Raw genomic sequence first — 18,930 nt, 5'->3', positions numbered from 1 at the left:
TCCTCAGGCACGGTCCATCTCCTCTGAACGGCCGAGCGGACGGCTCGCGACGCCCCCCGGGTGCGGTCCACCCGGATGCTACCGCGCGCTCAAGAACGCCGCACCATGCACTCGCACGGGCACGGGCACGGGCACGCCAACTGCAGCAGAGCGATGTCAGCGGAAGTCGCGGGAGCGGTGCGGCGCCGACACGGTGAGCGACTCGAATCGGTCGGCGATGAGGTTGGTGACGCCTTCGGCAGTGCGTTCGAGCATGCCCCGCACGACCATGGCCGGCGCCTCGCGGGCCACGCGCCGGTAGCGGTTCCATACCCCGACCCCGGCGATCACGTTGAGCGTGCCCGACTCGTCTTCGAGGTTGAGGAAGGTGATGCCGCTCGCGGTCGCCGGTCGCTGCCGATGCGTGACGACGCCGCCGACCTCGATGCGCCGACCGGTCTCGGCGGTCGCCAACAGATCGATGCGGATCGCCCCTCGGTCGTCGAGCCGCTCGCGCACGTGCCGGATCGGATGGTCGTCGGGGGAGATGCCCGTTGCCCAGAGGTCGTAGATCACCTGCTCGGCGGGCGTGAGCATGGGCAGCAGCGGCGGCTGCACCACGACGATCGAGCCCGCGAGGTACTCCTCGCGATCTTCTGCGGCCTCACCGGCGAGCCACAGCGCCTCACGTCGCTCGAGCCCGAATCCGTCGAAGGCGCCGGCCGCGGCGAGCGCTTCGAGTTGCGTGGCGTCGAGCCCGGCACGCCGTGAGACGTCGGCCATGTCGCGGTAGGGGCCGCGCGCCTCGCGCTCGGCGACGATGCGCTCGGCCACGGCGGTGCCGATCGACGAGACGTCGGCGAGACCCAGCCGCACCGCGAAGGCTCCGTCGCGACGGTGCTCGGCCGAGCGGTCGGGAGCGGCACGGTCGAACGGCCCGATGGGCTCCTGCACCGCGTCGGCGCACGATGCGAGACCGGTCGGGGCGCGACATCCGTCATTCGAATCGATCGAACCGCGATCGGATGCCGCAGCCGCACCGATCGCCTCGAGCCCCGCGTGCACGCCCGAGCGCAGGATGTCGGGCCGGCGCATCTGCACCCCATGCCGCCTCGCGTCGGCGGTGAGCGTGGCGGGCGAGTAGAACCCCATGGGCTGGGCCCGAAGCAGTGCCGCGAGGAATGCCGCGGGGTAGTGCAGCTTCAGCCACGAGCTCGCGTAGACGAGCAGGCCGAAGCTCAGCGCGTGGCTCTCGGCGAAACCGAAGTTCGCGAACGCCTCGATCTTGGCGTAGATCGAGTCGGCGACCTCGGGTTCGATGCCGTTGTCGGCCATGCCCTTGTAGAGCTTCGAGCGCAGCTTCTCGATCTTCTCGACCCCGCGCTTCGACCCCATCGCACGTCGCAGCAGATCGGCGTCGGCCGCGCTGCAGTTGCCGACGGCCACGGCCATCTGCATGAGCTGCTCCTGGAACAGGGGCACGCCGAGCGTGCGCTCGAGCACGGGCTCGAGCTTGGGGTGCAGGTAGCTGACCTGCTCTTCGCCGGTACGCCGCCTGATATAGGGGTGCACCGCGCCGCCCTGCACCGGGCCCGGACGGATGAGCGCGATCTCGACGACGAGGTCGTAGAAGCGCCTGGGCCGAAGCCGGGGGAGCGTGCCCATCTGCGCGCGGCTCTCGACCTGGAACACCCCGATCGAGTCGGCCCGGCACAGCATGTCGTAGACCGCGGCCTCTTCTTTCGGCAGCGACGCGAGCTCCCACACCTCGCCCGTCGACTCGCGCACCAGGTCGAAGGTGTACTGCAGGGCGGCGAGCATGCCGAGCCCGAGCAGGTCGAACTTCACGAGGCCCATCCAGGCGCAGTCGTCTTTGTCCCACTGCAGCACCGTGCGGTTTTCCATGCGGGCGTGCTCGATGGGGCACACCTCGCCGACCGGTCGATCGGTGAGCACCATGCCGCCCGAGTGGATGCCGAGATGCCGGGGAAAGGTGAGCACCTGCTCGGCGAGCTCGACGACGGCGTCGGGGATGTCGTGGTCGTCGGTCTCGACGACGGCACCCCACCGCTCGACCTGGCGGGACCACGCGTCTTGCTGCCCGGTGGAATAGCCGAGCGCCTTGGCCATGTCGCGCACCGCGGCCTTCGGCCGGTAGCTGATGACGTTCGCGACCTGCGCCGCGTTCTGGCGCCCGTACTTGTCGTAGACGTACTGGATGATCTCTTCGCGCCGGTCGGAGTCGAAGTCGACGTCGATGTCGGGCTCTTCGTCGCGCAGCGCCGAGAGGAACCGCTCGAACGGCAGGTCGTAGAAGATCGAGTCGACCGCGGTGATGCGCAGCACGTAGCAGACCGCCGAGTTCGCGGCCGAGCCGCGACCCTGGCACAGGATGCCCCGCCGCCGAGCCTCGTGCACGATGTCGCGCACGATCAGGAAGTAGCCGGGGAAGTCCTTCTGCTCGATGACGTCGAGCTCGCGTGCGAGTCGTTCGCGCACGTGCTCGGGCACGCCCGGGTAGAGCTCGGCGGCGCCCTGCCAAGTGAGCTCGCGCAGCCAGCTCATGGGCGTGTGCCCCTCGGGCACCTGCTGGCGCGGCAGTTTCGGGCGGGCGCTGCGCAGGGTGAAGCCGAGCTCGTCGGCGAGCATCACCGACCGTGCGACCGCCCCGGGGTACCGGGCGAATCGCGCGGCCATCTCGGCGCCGCTGCGCAGGTGCAGCCCGTCGGACGCGGGGAGCCACCCGTCGAGCTCGTCGAGGCTGCGACGCGCGCGCACCGCGGCGAGAGCCGACGCGAGGCGGTGCTCGGGCGGGGTCGCGTAGTGCACGGCGTTCGTCGCGAGCAGTGGCAGCCCCGCCTGCTCGGCGAGGCCGGCGAGCGCGTCGTTGGCCTGCTGGTCGTTCGGATGCCCGTGGTCGAAGAGCTCGACCACGACGTTCTCACGGCCGAAGAGCGCGGCCAGCCGGTCGAGCTCGCGCGCCGCGGCCTCAGGCCCCCCGTCGGCGAGGGCGCGCCGCACGGCGCCCTTGCGACATCCGGTGGGCACGACCCACTCGCCGTCCGCCCGCTCGGCGAGCGCTTCGAGCGAGTACACCGGCCGCCCCTTCTCGCCTCCGGCGAGCTGGCCGGCGGTGATCGCAGCGGCGAGCCGGTGGTAGCCCGCCTCGCGTCGGGCGAGCACGAGCAGGTGCTCGCCCTCGGGGTCGGCGAAGCCGTTCTGCGGGCCACTGAGCCCGAGCGAGAGTTCGGCGCCGAACACGGTCTGCAGGTCGGAGAAGCTCTCGGCCGCCTCGGCGAAGCGAACGATGCCGTAGAAGCCGTCGTGGTCGGTGAGCGCGAGCCCTGAGAGTCCCAGGCGGTGCGCCTCTTCGACGAGCTGCTCGGGCCCGGAGGCGCCGTCGAGGAAGCTGTACGTCGAGTGCGCGTGCAGCTCGGCGTAGGGCACGACGGGACCGGTCGGCGCCTCGAGCCCTTCGGCCGGACGGTAGGGGTGCCGCTTGCGGCTCCACGCCGGGCTGTCGCCGCCGTCGGCGATGAGTTTCGTCGTGCCCGGTCGCCGCCGGTCGGAGAGCTTGCGCTCGAGCTCGGACCAGGGGATCTCGGGGTTGTTCCAGCCCATGGCTCACTCCCGCCGCATGTCAGTCGTACCTCGCCTCGGCCCACCAGCCGTCGCCGTCACGCACGAGCAGCCACGCGCACCCGTCGTGGTCGACGATCTGGAACCGGTGCACGCGCTTGGCGTGCTCGGCGTCCCACCACCGCTCGACCACGGGCCAGGGCCCGGCCCAGGCCCGCACGGGCGATTCGCCGTCGCCGCCGACCGCGAACCGCGCGGGCGGTGTCGAGATCGCCCCGCGATCGTCGATGGCGACGGATGCCCCGTCGTCGCCAACGAGCCGGATGGGCAGCCGTTCGCGGAACACGCTCGCCGGCGCGAGCGCCGGCAGGCTGCCCGGCCACGGCGCCCCCGCTGCCCGGTCTGCCGTGTGCTCGGGCGCCCGGTCGCCCCACGGCACGAGCACCTGCCGGTCGGCGAGCATGCGACCACCGCCGATGGATGCCGTGACGACCCCGTCGTGGCCGAGCATGCTCTGCACCCGGGTGAGGCCGTGGTGCACCCGCTCGTCTGGCCCGCCGCCCCAGAGCCCGGCTTCGTGGTTGCCGGTCGAGTCGATGCGCTCGGGCACGACCCGCAGCCGCACGATCGGCGAGGCGAGCCCCGCATCGGCGGTGCCGGTGCCCTGCAGCTGCCAGCGCACCCGGTCGACCACATCGGCGGGTGTGAACCACTGCGGATGCAGCCAGCTGCGGCTCGAGTGCCCACCCCGTTCGTCGTCGAGCTCGACGCGGATGCCCGTGCAGACGAGCCGTTTCGCCCGCATGCGATCGATGAACTCTTCAGCCCGCACGCGGAACGCGAACGCGAGCTGGTCGATGCGGTCGAGCGGCGGCTCGAACTCCTGGAGCACCTCGAACTCGGGGGGCGGCGTGCGGGCCATGACCCCGGTCTGCTCGCGCCCCGCGGCCCGGTCGTGCGCGAAGGCGCCGGCCGCGCCGAACCGGCGGCGTACATCGGCCTCGGGCAGGGCCGCGAACTCGCCGAGGGTACGCACCCCCAGCCGGTTGAGCAGGGTCGTCGTTCGGGCGTCGGTGACGAGCCCGACGGGCAATGGCGCGATGAATGCGGCGGATGCCCCGACCGCGACGATGCCCACGGCCGTTGCTCGCGCGGCGCGTGCCGCCTGCTCGGCCGCGAACGGCCCGTCGGCGATGCCGACCCTGGCACCCGGTACTCCGAGCCCGGCCATGGTGTCGAGCAGCGCCTGTGCTGCGGCGTCTTCGCCGCCGTAGTAGCGCGCGGGCCCACGAGCCCGCATGGCGAGCATGCCCGGGCGCACGATCTGCACGCCGGGCACCGTCGTCTCGACCTCGCGCACGACGGGTTCGAACAGGCGTACGTCGACCGCCGCGTCGTAGTCGAGCACCGTGAGCGCGGGGGAGCGGTACTGCGCCTCGCGCAGCTTCAGGCCACGGGCGACGCCGTCGTGGCGTGCGGCGGCCGAACAGGCGTAGACGACCCCCGACTCGGTGAGCGCGATCGGCAGCGCGGGGTCGAGCCCCAGCTCGCGGCAGGCCGCGAAGATCGGCCAGTCGGGGCACCAGAGCACGATCGTGCGGGTCGGCACGCTCATGAGGCCGGCCGTTCGTAGTCGTCGAGCCGCACCGGCTCACGCGACGAGCGTGCATCGGTTGTGGTGGCGGCGTCGGCGACCCGGAACCCCAGCGCCCGGTCGGGCAGCCGCAGTCGCGAGCGGGCACGGCGTCCGAACTCGCCACGCCCACCCGCGCTCACGACGACCTCACGATCGCTGAGCTGCCCGTGCCCCGCGCCGAGCCCGTGCCACCGGCTCGACTCGACCCCGAGCCGGGCGTCGCTGCCCGGCCACTCGCCCGTGACGAGCAGCACGCCACCGCGCTGGCGCAGCCGAGCCGACAGCCGTGACGCCTCGGCTGGGGCGACCCGCCCCACCGCACGCGCCGCGACCACGGGGATGACGTCGGCGAGCGCGGCCACCACGGTGAGCCACTGCCGCCCGGGGTCGGGCACGAGCACGAGCCGCTCGAGGTCGATGCCGAACCGGTCGGCGGCCTCGACGCCGAAGTCGGGCATGCCGACCACCGCGACCCAGCGCCCGCTCGCCGACGGGCCGGCGAGCAATGCCATGAGCAGCGTGGTCGAGCCCTCGACCGAGACCACCGTGCCCTCGCGAAGCGTGCCGCCGGGCAGTACCTGCTCGAACACCGGATGCGTGGGCACGGCCTTCGAGTCGAGCCGTGTCGCCTGCATGCCGCGGATGCGGGCCTGCAGCTCGTCGACACGCGAGGGTGACTCGGCGGGAGCGAGGGGAGCGGTCATGGTCACTCATCCAGTTTCGAACACATGTTCGAAAGCCGCAAGTCGGTGTTGCCGACTGTCCCACCAGCTCCACCCTCGAGCCGCGACGTCATGGGGGCTGGCAGGGGAGCCCGCCCAGAGCGACCATAGAGGTGATGACCGACACTTCTGCGCTCCTCGCGCGTGGGGCGGAATGCCTGACACTGGGTGACTACGCCGCCGCCCGGGATGCCTTCGTGCAGGCTGTCACCGCCGCACCCGACGGAGCAAGCCTCGACGGCCTGGCGGAAGCTCTCTGGTGGCTCGGCGACGAGGAGGAGGCCGCCGAGGTGCGCAGCCGGTCCTACGCTGCCCACGCACGCGAACACGACTACGAGTCGGCCGCTCGTGCCGCAGCTTGGGTAGCGCGTGAGAAGCGCGCTCAGAACGGTGAAGGATCCGTTTCCCGCGGATGGCGGGTCCGTGCGCGTGAGGCCGCTGCGCGAGCGCCCCGCACTTCCGCGCTTGGATGGGTGCTTGTGGCCGACGCGGAGTCGAGCCCCGATGTCGTGCGTGCCGCCGCCGAATACGACGATGCGATCGCCGTAGCCCGAGCTTCTGATGACGCAGATCTCGAATGCCTCGCGCTGGCCCGGCGTGGACTGCTCGTCATCGGGCAAGCCGACCCCGACCAGGGAATCCGCGACCTGGATGGCGCGATGGCTGCCGCAGTGAGCGGCGAGGCGCGCGACCGGCGGACGCTGGCTGAGGTCTACTGCGCCTTCATGGACGCGAGCGAACTCCTGGGCGGCAACGAATCTCTGACGCAGTGGAGTGCCGACCTGATGCGGACACAGCAGCTGGATCTCGGTCCGCTGGCTGGAGCCGGCGCGGTCAGCACCCAGGCCACACTCTCGGCGTTCTGCGGATCGTGCTGCGGCGGAGTCTTTCTGGCGATCGGTCGCCTCGACGAGGCCGAGGACGCACTGCTGGCGTCGATCGCGGACCTCGAACGGTCCGGCCTGAGGTCCCGTTGCGTCCACCCTGGTGCGCTTCTCGCCGACCTGCGGATCGTTCAGGGGAGGCTGTCGGAGGCGGCCGCACTGCTCGTCTCCATCGCAGATCTGCCTGAGGCGGTCCGTCCGCTGGCTGCGCTGGATCTGGCCAACGCGGATGCTTCCTCGGCGGTCAGTCGGCTCTCGGAAGCGGCTGGGCAACTGCCGGGCGGTGCCGTCGCATCGTTGCCGCTGCTCACGATGCTGGTGGATGCACTGCTCGCTCAGGGCCACGTCGAGGCCGCGGTCCTGACCGCTGTCCGAATCGCCGGGATCGCGGCACGGACCCGCAGCCCCCGGCATGCGGCGCAGGCGCATCTGGCCGCCGGCAGGACGACCCTGCGAGCGGACCCGGCGTCGGCTGCGGCTGAGCTGCGTGCAGCGATGATCGGATTCAGCGAGGCGTCGATGGCGCTGCCGGCCGCGCGCGCTCGGCTGCTGTACGCACGAGCCGTCGCGCAGTCCGATCGTGGGTCGGCCGTCGCCGAGGCACGCGCCGCCCGCGCCGCCTTTCATCGGATGGGGGCCACGGTCGATATCGACGAGGCCAGCGCGTTCCTGCGAGGCATGGGCGTGCCGACCGGCCCGGGGGCGCGAGATGTCGGGCTCCTGTCATCCAGGGAGAAGGAGGTGATGCGCCTCGTCGCCGAGGGGCTCTCGAACCCCGAGATCGCCCAGCGGCTCTTCATCAGCCGCAAGACCGCCGGCCACCACGTCAGCAGCATCCTGCAGAAGCTCGGCTTGCGCAGCCGGACCGAGGTCGCGGCCTTCGCCGTGGTCAACGCGTCCCAGGTCGAGGCGGGATCAGAGCAGGAATAGGGCACCTTCCCGATGCTGAGCGCCGCTGGCTCTGGAAGCGTGGTCGTTGATGAGAGGAGGCCGACGATGACTGAGATCACGACCACGGTCCAGATCGATCGACCGCGATCCGAGGTGTTCGCCTACCTGACAGATCTTCGCAACGCACCCGAGTGGAGCACGGAACTGCTGCGCAGAACCTTCGATGGAGACGAGGTCGAACTCGGGACCACCGGCGTGGACGAGTTGCGTGCACTCGGGCGCGTCCTCGTCACGCCGTGGCAGGTGACGGAGTACCTGCCGCCCGAGTCGATCGCGATCGAATTCGGCGGCGCACTGAGCGCCACATCCCGCTTCTCGTTCGAGGAGGCCGATTCGGGCGCGAGCACGGTCATGACGTGCGTCACCGATCTGCACCTCAGGGGGGCGATCCTTCGGATGCTCACGCCCCTGGTGGCGATGGATGCCCGCCGGGCCGATGAGGCGCAGTTCCGCCGGGCGAAGGAGATCATCGAGAGCCGGGCCGGCAAGGCCGAGGGCGCGGAGCAGGGACGGCTGAAGTGACCGATTCACGTGAGTCCCATGCCGTCGTCGCTCGCTTCTACGAGGTGATCAACTCCGGAGCGCTCGACGAGCTCGATTCGATCTGCTCGCCTGACCTGCAGGGTCACGGCGGGGCGGGATCGGATCTGGCGGCACTCAAGGCGTCGATCGGCGCCTTCATCGCCGCATTCCCCGACCTGATCATCACGCCGCGCCAGGTCGTGGCCGAGAACGACCTGGTCTCGACCTGGCTGGTGTACGCGGGTCGGCACGGCGGAGAGTTCGCCGGCGTGCCGGCCACGGGAAGGGCCGTGAAGTTCGCCGCATGGGACCTCATGCGAATACGCGACCGACGTGTCGCAGAGATCACCCAGTATTGCGATCTCTTCACGCTGATGAACCAGATCGGTGCCCTGCCGACCACCACACCGGCCTGACCATCGAGACATGGCCCGGCCGTCGCCGCGACGACTCCCTCGACGTCAGAACCCCGCGCACCGGACATCCGCCCGATCGGATGTCGCAGGCCGGCGTTACGCTGACCGCATGTGCGGACGCTTCGTGATCTCAGACACGACACCCGACCTGGTACGCATCTTCGATGTCGACACGGTGGGCGAGGGGCTGCCCGAGCCGTCGTGGAACGTGCGTCCGACCGACCCCATCCCGGTCGTGCTCGAGTCCAAGAAGGAGGGGCCGGTGGTGCGCCGGCTCGAGGCTGCGCGGTGGTCGCTCGTGCCGTCGTTCTCGAAAGAGCTGAAGCTCAAGTACCCCACCTTCAACGCCCGGTCCGAGGGGCTCGCCACGAGTTCGGCGTACCGCGCCTCACTCGCGGGCAAGCGTGCGATCATCCCGGCCGACGGGTACTACGAATGGCACACGGTCGGCAAGCAGAAGACGCCGTACTTCATTCATCGGGGCGACGGGCCGATCGCGTTCGCCGGGCTCTACTCGTGGTGGCGCGACAAGTCGAAGGCCGACGACGACCCTGATCGCTGGGTGCTCACCGCGACGATCATCACGACCGACGCCACCGGTGAACTCGCCGACATCCACGACCGCATCCCGGTCATGCTGCCACCCGAGTTCTGGTCGGTCTGGCTCGATCCCGACGCCACGGGCGACCAGTCGCTCGTCGACCAGGCGGTGGCCGCGTCGCGGCCCATGGTGCCGTCGCTCGCGTTCCACGAGGTCGGCCCCGTCACCGACAACGGGCCCGAACTCATCGAGCCCGTGCAACGCTGACCTGCACGCGGGCGTCGCTGCGACATCCGGCGCTCGACCACACGACGCCGCAAACGCAAGAAGGCCGGATCACATGGATCCGGCCTTCTGCACACAAGCGTGCGCGAGGGGGGACTTGAACCCCCACGCCCGTTAGGGCACTAGCACCTCAAGCTAGCGCGTCTGCCATTTCCGCCACCCGCGCTCGTGTCGGGCTCTTCCGATTGCTCGGTGGCCCGAAAGAAGACATTAGCACGGATTCCGAGGCGCTTCCGCCACGGTGGCCATCGTCGGATGCCCCGGCTAGCGTGAAGGGCATGTCGCTGCCTTCGAACGCCGAGAACCCGACTCCAGAGCTCGACGCGACGGCGATCATCGCACGGGATCTCATCCGGTTCGACACCACGAACTACGGCGGCGGGCGGGCGAAGGGCGAGCGCGAGTCCGCCGAGTACGTCGAGGCACATCTGACCGCACTCGGCCTCGCACCGCAGCTCTTCGAGGCCGCGCCGCGCCGCACGAGCGTCGTCGCACGGGTGGCAGGCCGCAATCCGCGCAAGCCCGGGCTCGTCGTGCACGGCCACCTCGACGTCGTGCCGGCCGACCCGCGCAACTGGAGCGTCGACCCCTTCGCGGGCGAGATCCGCGATGGAATGCTGTGGGGTCGCGGCGCCGTCGACATGAAGGACATGGACGCGATGATGCTCGCCGCGCTCGGCGACATCCTCGGCAGCGGCCGACAACCCGAACGCGACCTCGTGGTGGCGTTCTTCGCCGACGAAGAGGCCGGTGGGGGAGTCGGCGCGGGCTGGCTCGTCGACCATCATCCCGAGCTGTTCGCGGGCGCGACCGAGGCCATCAGCGAGGTCGGCGGGTACTCCATCACGGTCGGGGGCAAGCGGGCCTACCTACTGCAGACCGGCGAGAAGTCGCTGCTCTGGGTGCGGCTCGTCGCTCGCGGCACCGCCGCGCACGGGTCTCGTCTCGTCGGCGACAACGCCATCACCAAGCTCGCCGAGGCGGTCGCGACGCTCGGGCGCACCGAATGGCCGCTGCGGCTCACCGGAACCACCCGTGAACTCCTCGGCAAGATCGCCGAGGTGCTCGGCGTCGACCCCGAGCAGGTCTCGCCCGACGAGCTGGCCCTCGCGACCGGCTCGGCGTCGGGGTTCATCACGGCGACCCTGCGCACCACCACCAACCCCACGGTGCTCGAGGCCGGCTACAAGCACAACGTCATCCCAGATCACGCCGAGGCACTCGTCGACATCCGCACTCTCCCCGGCGAAGAAGAGGCGGTGCTCGCCGAGGTGCAGGCGCTCATCGGCGACGACGTCGAGATCGAGATCGTGCACCGCGACGTCGGGCTCGAGGCGCCGACATCCGGCACTCTCGTCGACGCGGTCACCCACGCGCTCGGCGTGCACGATCCAGGAGCCCCGGTGTTCCCTTACCTGCTCTCGGGCGGCACCGACAACAAGTCGCTCAGCCGGCTCGGCATCGAGGGGTACGGCTTCGCTCCGCTGAAGCTGCCAGAAGGCTTGGACTTCCCGGCGATGTTCCACGGGGTTGACGAGCGAGTGCCGCTCGACGCACTAGTCTTCGGTAGGCATGTCCTACGCGACCTGCTGCTCGAATACTGACCAGTTCAGTCCTCTGACCAGTGCAGTCCTCCGGTCTCCGCGGGGGCGGAAGGCGGATGCCCCAACGTGATCGAAGCGCTCATCCTCGGCTTTGTGCAGGGCCTCACCGAATTCCTCCCGATCTCGTCGAGCGCGCACCTGCGCATCCTCGGCGAGTTCCTGCCGGGGGCGCAGGATCCGGGTGCCGCGTTCACCGCGATCACGCAGCTCGGTACCGAGACGGCGGTCGTGGTGTTCTTCTGGCGCGACATCGTGCGCATCATCTCGCACTGGTTCGGCTCGTTCACGGGCCGCGTGCCGCGCCATGACCCCGACGCGCGCATGGGATGGCTCATCATCATCGGCTCGATCCCGATCGTCGTGCTCGGCCTGTTCTTCCAGGACGAGATCGAGACCGTGCTGCGTTCGCTCTGGATCACCGCCACGATGCTCGTCGTGTTCGGCATCATCCTCGGACTCGCCGACTGGGCCGGCGCGAAGCGGCGCAAGCTCGACCAGATCACCGTGCCGCACGGCATCTACTTCGGACTCGCACAGTCGCTCTCGCTCATCCCGGGCGTCTCACGCTCTGGCGGCACGATCACCATGGGCCTGCTGCTCGGCTACGAGCGCGCGGCCGCCGCGCGCTACGCGTTCCTGCTCGCGATCCCGGCGGTGTTCGGCAGCGGGCTGTTCCAGCTGTTCAAGAGCTTCGGCGAGCCGGCGGTCTACGGCCCCATCGAGACGGCGGCGGCCACGATCGTCGCGTTCGTCGTCGCGATCCTCGTGATCGCGTTCTTCATGAACTACATCTCGAAGCACAGCTTCCTGCCCTTCGTGATCTACCGCATCCTGCTCGGCGGGGTCATCTTCGTGCTCCTCGGCACTGGGACGATCCAGGCGATCTGAGCCGCTCGGCCGCGCCGTCGGCAGGGCCCGGCGTGCATCGACGAGTCGTCGAGTCGCGATTCAGGCCCGAGCGAGTGTCAGCCCGCGGGACGGTTGCCGTCGCCACGCCCGTCGGCGCGACCCTCGGGCCCGTCACCGCGGCGGCGCAGGTAGCGCTCGAACTCCTGGGCGATCGCCTCGCCGCTCGCTTCGGGCGCATCGACCGCGTCGCGCGCCTGCTCGAGCTGGGTGATGTAGCCCGCCATGTCCTCATCGTCGGCCGCGAGGGCGTCGACGCCCGCCTCCCAGGCCTTGGCCTCGGTCTCGAGCGTGCCGCGAGGGATCGACAGGCCCGTGAGCTCCTCGACCTTGCCGAGCAGGGCGAGCACCGCCTTGGGCGAGGGCGCGTTGTGCACGTAGTGCGGCACCGAGGCCCAGAGCGACACGGTGGGGATTCCGGCGCGCTCGGCCTGGTCGGCGATGACGCTGAGAATGCCGACGGGCCCCTCATAGGTCGACCGCTCGACGCCGAGTGCGCTGCGCACCTCGGGGTTCTCGCTCGACGCGAACACCGTGAGCGGTCGCGTGTGCGGGGCGTCGGCGAGCATCGCGCCGAGGAGCACGACGCCGTCGATGTCGGCCGTGAGGGCGGCGTCGATGAGTTCGGCGGCGAATCCCTTCCAGCTGCGGGCTGGTTCGGCGCCGATGAGCACGTGCAGTCCGGATGCCCCGGGGCCGGTCACCGGGTCGTCGAGGTCGCCACGCCGACCAGGGCCGAGGATCGCGGCGCCGGGCCATTCGAGGCGCCGCGCGCCGTCGTCGCCCACCGACACCGTCGGCCGCGTGAACTGGTAGTCGAAGTAGAGCTCGGGGTCGACGGCGGCGATCTCGACGAGCGCGAGCCGTTCGGCGAGGAGCTTCGCCGCCCCGGTCGCCGCCTCGCCGGCGTCGTTCCAACCCTCGAAGGCGACGACGAGCAGTCTTCGACCCTCGAAACCGGCCGGCTGATTCACGCTTGGAGCCCCGCTTCCCGCCCCGGGTTCCCGGGGTCCTCTCCACAATAGGCCGTGCCCGTAGACTTGGGCGTTGTGACCACACGCCTGCCTGCTGCCGTTCTCTGGGACATGGACGGCACCCTCGTCGACACCGAACGCTACTGGATGGCTGCCGAAGAGGAGCTCGTCGAGGCGTTCGACGGCACCTGGACCCACGACGACGCGCTCGCACTCGTGGGCAGCGGCCTCTGGGAGGCCGCCGCCGTGTTCCAGTCGAAGGGCGTCGACCTCGACGCCGACGCCATCGTCGCGCGTCTCACCGCACGGGTCCGCGAGCAGCTGAACGAGCACGGGGTGCCGTGGCGACCCGGGGCTCGCGAGCTGCTCGAGGCGCTTCGCGAGGCATCCGTGCCCACCGCGCTCGTGACCATGTCGATCCGGTCGATGGCCGACGACATCATCGCGGCGATCCCGTTCGCGGCGTTCGACGTGGTCGTCACAGGCGACGCCGTCGAGCACGCGAAGCCGCATCCGCAGCCGTACCTGCTCGCCGCCGAGCAGCTCGGCGTCGAGATCGCCGCCTGCGTCGCGATCGAGGACTCGCCGGCAGGTCTCACGTCGGCCCACTCCGCCGGGGCGATCGCCGTCGGAGTGCCGAACATCCTCTCGCTCGACGACACCCCGTCGACGGCGCTCTGGCCGACGCTCGTCGGCGTGACCGTTGCCGACCTCGCGGCGCTCGTCGGGCCGAACGGATCGGCCTCATGAGCGCGAGCCGGGGTGAGCAGAGCGGCCCGTTCCGTGTCGGCGATCGCGTGCAGCTCACCGGGCCGAAGGGACGCCTGCACACGATCACACTGCAGCCGGGTGCCTACTTCCACTCGCACAAGGGACTGCTCGCGCACGACGACCTGATCGGCCGGCCCGACGGTTCGGTCGTCGCGAACCAGGCGGGCATCGAGTACCTCGCGCTGCGCCCGCTGCTCACCGACTTCGTCATGTCGATGCCGCGCGGCGCGGCGATCGTCTATCCGAAGGACGCCGCGCAGATCCTCGCGCAGGCCGACATCTTCCCGGGTGCCACCGTCGTCGAGGCGGGCGTCGGCTCGGGCGCGCTCTCGCTCTGGCTGCTGCGCGCGATCGGGCCACATGGCCGACTGCACTCGTTCGAGCGGCGCGAGGAGTTCGCCGACGTCGCCCGCGGCAACGTGGCGACCTTCCACGGCGCCGACCCCGAGAACTGGTCGATCACCATCGGCGATCTCGCCGAGGTGCTGCCCGAGACCGTGGGCGAGGCATCCGTCGACCGCGTCGTGCTCGACATGCTCGCGCCGTGGGAATGCATCGACGCCGTTTCCGACGCGCTCAAGCCCGGAGGCGTCCTCCTCTGCTACATCGCCACCGCCACGCAGCTGTCGCGCGTCGCCGAGGCGATCCGCGCGACGGGGGAGTACACCGAGCCGCAGTCGTCCGAGACGATGGTGCGCGGATGGCACGTGCAGGGCCTCGCCGTTCGGCCCGACCATCGCATGATCGCGCACACCGGCTTCCTCATCACCGCACGCCGCCTCGCACCCGAGACGGTGCTGCCCGAGCTCAAGCGGCGCCCCGGAAAGACGGCCTACAGCGACGACGACGTCGAGGCGTGGACGCCCGGCGCGCTCGGCGAGCGACAGGTGAGCGCCAAGAGCCTGCGCAAGCGGGTCCGAGCAGCGGATGCCGCTGCAGAGCGGTCCCGTTCCACAGCCGAGGCCCCCGAGCCCGAACCGACCGGCGAGGCCGGGTAGGCTACGTACGCCCCTCCGCGACCCATCGAAGAATCGAGGATCAGTGCGCTCGTCTCTCGCGCTCATCGCCACCGCCGGCGCCGTCGTCATCGCCCTCACCGGCTGCACCGCCCCGGCACCCGCCCCCGAGTCTTCACCGGGCGACTCGTCCGACGCCGTGGTCGTCTCGGGCGACTTCGGCGAGGCGCCCCGCGTCGAGTTCCCGACTCCGCTCTCTCCATCAGAGACGCAGTGCACCGAGATCATCGCGGGTGAAGGCGACGTGCTCGAAGAAGGGCAGATGTCGCTCATCGGGCTGGCCGTCTACAACGGTGCAAGCGGCGAAGAACTCCAGGTGACCGGCTTCGGCGACGACGAGCCGGTGCCCGTCACGGTGTCGACCTCGACCCTTCCCGGCCTGATGAAGGGCCTCACCTGCGCCCGCGAGGGTTCGCGCGTCGCTGTCGTCGTCCCCGAGGCAGACGGCTTCGGTCCCGACGGCAACCCGTCGCTCGGCGTCCAGCCGGGCGACAGCCTGGTGTTCGTGATCGATGTCGAGCGCGCGTTCCCCAGCCGGGCGACCGGTTCGGTGCGATTGACGCGCGACGGGTTCCCCGCGGTCGTGCTCGCGCCCGACGGCCGCCCCGGCATCACGGTTCCGAAAGCCGACCCGTTCGAGAACACCGAGGTCGAGGTGCTGAAGGCGGGCCCCGGCCCCGTCGTCGAGTCCGGCGACCAGGTCGTCGTGCAGTACACCGGGGTCACCTGGGCCGACAACGAGGTCTTCGACTCGACGTGGGCGAACGGCAGCCCCACCATCGTCACCGTCGCCGACGGAGAGGGATCGCAGGTCATCCCCGGTTTCGCGCAGGCGGTCATCGGGCAGCAGGTCGGCTCGCAGGTCGGCGTCGTCATCCCCCCGGTCGACGGATACGGCGATCAGGCGAGCGGCAGCATTCCGGCGAACTCGACGCTCTTCTTTGTCATCGATATCCTCGGCGTGATCTGACCCGCGATGCCGGCCGAGGGCGGTCCGCAGCCCAGTAAGATCGCTCCTGTGCCCGGACCAGAACGCAGGAGCGAGCCGGCGATCCCGGCCGAAGACCGGTTGTTCAGCCTCGTGCTCGCGTTGCTCGCAACCGAGGCCGGGCTGCTGAAGTCCGAGATCCTCTCGACCGTTCGCGGCTACGCCGAGCGATTCGACCGGTCTGGGTCGAACGTCAACCTCGACCGGCAGTTCGAGCGCGACAAAGACCAGATCCGCGAGCTCGGCATTCCGCTCGAGACGGTCGAATCGCCCGACCGACCCGGCGACAACCAGTCGTTGCGCTATCGAATCCCCAAGGGCCAATACGACCTGCCAGATGAGGTGCGGTTCACGCCCGACGAGCTCACGCTGCTCGGCCTCGCCGCCGAGGTGTGGCGTGAGGCGTCGCTCTCCGAAGACTCGCAGCGAGCTCTGACGAAGCTGCGGGCGCTCGGCATCGAGCCGCGCGAACCGGTCATCGGCTACGCGCCGCGCCTTCGGGTGCGCGACGCCGCGTTCGAGCCGCTCCGCCAAGCGCTCGACCGTCGCCAATCCGTGCGATTCGACTACTTCAAGCCCGGCGAGCGGGCTCCACGCGAGCGCAGGGTGAACCCCCTCGCGGTCGTGATGCACGAGGGTCGCTGGCACCTGCACGCGCACGACCTCGCCGTCGATGCACCGCGCACGTTCCTCCTGTCCCGTATCGTCGGCGACGTGACCCCGATCGCGGGCTCGACCTTCGACGCACCGCCGGCGGGCATCCAAGACCGCGTGATCGCCGATCTCGCCGAACTGCGGTTGCGAAATGCCGCCGACCTCGCGGTCACCGCCGGCAGCGATGCCGAGGTGCGCCTCGGCAGGCGGGCCGTCGAACGTGACGAAGACGCTGGGGTCATCCGGCTTCACTACACCGATGCTGCGGTGTTCGCCGACGAACTGGCTGCCTACGGGCCCGAGGTGCGCGTGCTCTCGCCCGAGACGCTGCGCGTGGCCGTGCGCGAGCGCCTGCACGTCGTAGCCGATGCCCACCGCGAGCCCGAGGCGAGCCGATGAACGCGAACCGGCGCGGGGCCCAGAAGCCACCCAAGGCAACACGCGCACAGAAGGCACCCGACAAGCTCGTCTTCCTGCTGGCGCTCGTTCCCTACCTGCTCGAGCGCCAGGTCGTCGATGTCGCCGAGGCGGCCGCCCACTTCGGCGTCTCCGACGACGCGATCCGCGATGCCGTGAAGCTGATCGCGACCTCGGGCCTGCCCGGCGCGACGGGCACCTACCAGCCGAACGACCTGTTCGACATCGATTGGGACTCGTTCGAAGACGACGACGTCATCGTGATCGTGCACCACGTCGCGATCGACGACGCACCGCGGCTCTCGGCCCGCGAGGCGGCGGCGCTCATCGCCGGACTCAAGTACCTGACGGCGCTGCCCGAGAACGCGAACAGCGCGTCGCTCGCCTCGCTCATGGCCAAGCTCACCGCCGGGGCCTCGGCGATCCCGACGCGCATCGGCGTCGCCGAGACCGAGGCCGACGAGTCGCTCGCACTCATCCGCGAGGCCGTCGCAGGGGGCCGCCAGCTGGAGTTCGACTACCGCAACGCCCTCGGCATCGCCGGCCGCCGGCGCGTCGACCCGATGCGGGTGCTCTCCCAAGACGCCGACTGGTACCTGCAGGGCTACTGCCACACGCGTGAAGACGTACGCAACTTCCGCGTCGACCGCATGAGCGCGCTGGTCGTCTCCGAGGTGCCGATCGACGAGCACCCCGACCGGGTCGTCCCCGAGACCCTCTTCCAGGGTTCCGACTCCGACCTCGACGTCGTCGTCGACGTCGCACCAGCGGCGCTGCCCCTGCTGGCCGACTACCTCGCCGACTCGACGGCCACCGAGGTCGACGGGCACCTGCGGGTCACGCTGCGCCTCGCGCACGTGCACGGCCTGAAGCGGCTCGTGGCCGGACTTCCCGGCCTCGCCACCGTCGTCTCGCCCCCCGAGGCGCGCGCCGCAGTCGCCGGCTGGGCCGAAGCGGGGCTTGCGGGGTACGCTGACGCCGGGTCATCCGTTCGCGATCGTGAACGCACTGACCCCGGCGACAGGTAGACTGTCGTCACCATCCACCGAGAAACGGACGAATTCCTATGTGGCAAGGCTTCACCGGTTGGCACGCGCTGATCATTCTCGTGGTCATCCTGCTGCTCTTCGGCGCTCCCAAGCTCCCGGCCCTCGCCCGCAGCCTCGGGCAGTCGATGAAGATCCTGAAGAGCGAGGTTCGACCCGAAGGCAAGGCCGACGGCGACGCCGCGACGACAGACCCCGCGGCCAAGCCCGAAGAGCCCGACTCCAGCAAGACCTCCTGACCCCGATGACCGCGGTGAAGGATCGCGGAAAGAACCGCGAGAAGCGGATGTCGCTCGGTGCGCATCTGATCGAGTTGCGCAAGCGTCTCTTCATCTCTGCGATCGCGATCGTTCTGGGCATGGTCGCCGGGTGGGTGCTCACCGACCTCTTCGTGTGGGACGCCATCCAGGAGCCGGTGGTTCGCGTCGCCGAGGCGCAGGGCACCGACACCGCGATCGTGTTCCCCACCATCTCGAGCGCGTTCGACCTGCGACTACAGATCGCGTTCACGCTCGGACTTGTGATCTCGGCCCCCGTCTGGCTCTACCAGATCTTCGCGTTCCTCGTGCCCGGACTGAGCACCCGCGAGCGCAAGTTCACGTTCGCCTTCTTCGCGACGGCGATCCCGCTGTTCTTCGCGGGCTGCGCGGCGGGGTGGTTCGTGCTCCCGAACATCGTGAAGCTCATGACGAGCTTCGTGCCGGGCGATGCCCTTTCGCTGCTCACCGCGAAGGAGTACATCGACTTCGTGCTGAAACTCGTGGTCGCGATCGGCATCGCGTTCGTCGTGCCCGTGTTCATCGTGCTGCTGAACTTCGCCGGCGTCATCAGTGCGGCGGCGATCATCAAGTCGTGGCGGGTCGCGATCCTCGTGATCGTCCTGTTCACGGCCATCGCGACGCCCTCGGCCGATGTCATCTCGATGTTCATGCTCGCGATCCCCATGATCGCGCTGTACTTCGCCGCGTGGTTCATCGCGAGCCTGCACGACAAACGCGTCGAACGGCGGAATCGCGAGGAGTTCGGCGCCGCTGTCTAG

At 70.2% G+C, this 18,930-nt stretch carries 17 protein-coding genes and 1 tRNA gene; 13 read left to right on the top strand and 5 right to left on the bottom strand.

All coding sequences use genetic code 11. The annotated features are described in order from the left end of the window. Positions 1-156: 156 nt before the first annotated feature. Genes LSF15_RS03570 through imuA' form a run of 3 tightly spaced genes read right to left on the bottom strand, consistent with a single transcriptional unit; the run spans position 157 to position 5,898 of the window. Positions 157-3,600, bottom strand: coding sequence for an error-prone DNA polymerase (locus LSF15_RS03570; protein WP_232497153.1), 3,444 nt, complete (start codon positions 3,598-3,600; stop codon positions 157-159). Positions 3,601-3,619: 19 nt separating this feature from the next. After that, a complete protein-coding gene (locus tag LSF15_RS03565; protein WP_232497152.1) occupies positions 3,620-5,173 on the bottom strand; it encodes a DNA polymerase Y family protein in 1,554 nt (517 codons plus the stop codon). Continuing rightward, positions 5,170-5,898: a DnaE2-dependent mutagenesis accessory factor ImuA' gene (imuA', locus tag LSF15_RS03560; RefSeq protein WP_232497151.1), complete on the bottom strand. Its 729-nt coding sequence runs from the start codon at positions 5,896-5,898 to the stop codon at positions 5,170-5,172. The genes LSF15_RS03565 and imuA' overlap by 4 nt, the downstream gene beginning before the upstream one ends. A 134-nt stretch (positions 5,899-6,032) precedes the next feature. Between imuA' and LSF15_RS03555 the strand changes: the two genes are divergently transcribed. The 4 genes from LSF15_RS03555 to LSF15_RS03540 all read left to right on the top strand — a co-directional run bounded on the left by LSF15_RS03555 (position 6,033) and on the right by LSF15_RS03540 (position 9,497). Further along, a complete protein-coding gene (locus LSF15_RS03555) occupies positions 6,033-7,730 on the top strand; it encodes a response regulator transcription factor (RefSeq protein ID WP_232497150.1) in 1,698 nt (565 codons plus the stop codon). A 66-nt stretch (positions 7,731-7,796) separates the two neighbouring features. After that, positions 7,797-8,273 carry an SRPBCC family protein gene (locus tag LSF15_RS03550; RefSeq protein ID WP_232497149.1) on the top strand — a complete coding sequence of 159 codons (477 nt, stop codon included), beginning with the start codon at positions 7,797-7,799 and terminating at the stop codon, positions 8,271-8,273. Continuing rightward, a complete protein-coding gene (locus tag LSF15_RS03545; protein ID WP_232497148.1) occupies positions 8,270-8,689 on the top strand; it encodes an ester cyclase in 420 nt (139 codons plus the stop codon). Before LSF15_RS03550 ends, LSF15_RS03545 begins: the two co-directional genes overlap by 4 nt. A gap of 109 nt (positions 8,690-8,798) precedes the next feature. Further along, a complete protein-coding gene (locus LSF15_RS03540) occupies positions 8,799-9,497 on the top strand; it encodes an SOS response-associated peptidase (RefSeq protein ID WP_232497147.1) in 699 nt (232 codons plus the stop codon). Positions 9,498-9,597: 100 nt separating this feature from the next. Here LSF15_RS03540 and LSF15_RS03535 read toward each other — a convergent pair. Next, positions 9,598-9,681: transfer RNA gene (locus LSF15_RS03535), tRNA-Leu, on the bottom strand. Positions 9,682-9,793: 112 nt separating this feature from the next. On the opposite strand from LSF15_RS03535, the gene LSF15_RS03530 reads away from it, so the two are divergent. Beyond that, the gene (locus tag LSF15_RS03530; protein WP_232497146.1) at positions 9,794-11,119 is read left to right on the top strand and encodes a M20/M25/M40 family metallo-hydrolase; all 1,326 of its coding nucleotides are present in this window, start codon (positions 9,794-9,796) and stop codon (positions 11,117-11,119) included. A 66-nt stretch (positions 11,120-11,185) separates the two neighbouring features. After that, positions 11,186-12,007 carry an undecaprenyl-diphosphate phosphatase gene (locus LSF15_RS03525; RefSeq protein ID WP_232497145.1) on the top strand — a complete coding sequence of 274 codons (822 nt, stop codon included), beginning with the start codon at positions 11,186-11,188 and terminating at the stop codon, positions 12,005-12,007. Between the two features lie 77 nt (positions 12,008-12,084). On the opposite strand, the gene LSF15_RS03520 is transcribed toward LSF15_RS03525, so the two are convergent. Then, positions 12,085-12,999 carry a PAC2 family protein gene (locus LSF15_RS03520; RefSeq protein WP_232497144.1) on the bottom strand — a complete coding sequence of 305 codons (915 nt, stop codon included), beginning with the start codon at positions 12,997-12,999 and terminating at the stop codon, positions 12,085-12,087. A 75-nt stretch (positions 13,000-13,074) separates the two neighbouring features. Here LSF15_RS03520 and LSF15_RS03515 point away from each other — a divergent pair, with 75 nt between their 5' ends. Genes LSF15_RS03515 through tatC form a run of 7 tightly spaced genes read left to right on the top strand, consistent with a single transcriptional unit; the run spans position 13,075 to position 18,930 of the window. Continuing rightward, a complete protein-coding gene (locus LSF15_RS03515) occupies positions 13,075-13,749 on the top strand; it encodes an HAD family hydrolase (RefSeq protein ID WP_232497143.1) in 675 nt (224 codons plus the stop codon). Continuing rightward, positions 13,746-14,768, top strand: a complete 1,023-nt coding sequence (locus LSF15_RS03510; protein ID WP_232497142.1) for a tRNA (adenine-N1)-methyltransferase — start codon at positions 13,746-13,748, stop codon at positions 14,766-14,768. The genes LSF15_RS03515 and LSF15_RS03510 overlap by 4 nt, the downstream gene beginning before the upstream one ends. 43 nt (positions 14,769-14,811) lie before the next feature. Beyond that, complete coding sequence (locus LSF15_RS18990) at positions 14,812-15,756, top strand: FKBP-type peptidyl-prolyl cis-trans isomerase (protein WP_232497141.1); 945 nt, start codon at positions 14,812-14,814, stop codon at positions 15,754-15,756. A gap of 48 nt (positions 15,757-15,804) precedes the next feature. Further along, the gene (locus LSF15_RS03500) at positions 15,805-16,827 is read left to right on the top strand and encodes a helix-turn-helix transcriptional regulator (RefSeq protein ID WP_232497140.1); all 1,023 of its coding nucleotides are present in this window, start codon (positions 15,805-15,807) and stop codon (positions 16,825-16,827) included. Further along, positions 16,824-17,873 carry a helix-turn-helix transcriptional regulator gene (locus LSF15_RS03495; RefSeq protein ID WP_232497139.1) on the top strand — a complete coding sequence of 350 codons (1,050 nt, stop codon included), beginning with the start codon at positions 16,824-16,826 and terminating at the stop codon, positions 17,871-17,873. The genes LSF15_RS03500 and LSF15_RS03495 overlap by 4 nt, the downstream gene beginning before the upstream one ends. Positions 17,874-17,911: 38 nt before the next feature. Beyond that, on the top strand, positions 17,912-18,130 hold the full coding sequence (gene tatA / locus LSF15_RS03490) for a twin-arginine translocase TatA/TatE family subunit (protein WP_232497138.1): 219 nt from the start codon (positions 17,912-17,914) through the stop codon (positions 18,128-18,130). 47 nt (positions 18,131-18,177) lie between these two features. After that, the gene (tatC, locus tag LSF15_RS03485; protein WP_232497469.1) at positions 18,178-18,930 is read left to right on the top strand and encodes a twin-arginine translocase subunit TatC; all 753 of its coding nucleotides are present in this window, start codon (positions 18,178-18,180) and stop codon (positions 18,928-18,930) included.

The organism is Agromyces humatus, from assembly GCF_021228295.1.
In the GTDB taxonomy this organism is placed as follows: Bacteria; Actinomycetota; Actinomycetes; order Actinomycetales; family Microbacteriaceae; genus Agromyces; species Agromyces humatus.
Note: the sequence above shows the minus strand (reverse complement) of the source record. Positions and strands in the feature narration are given on the sequence as shown.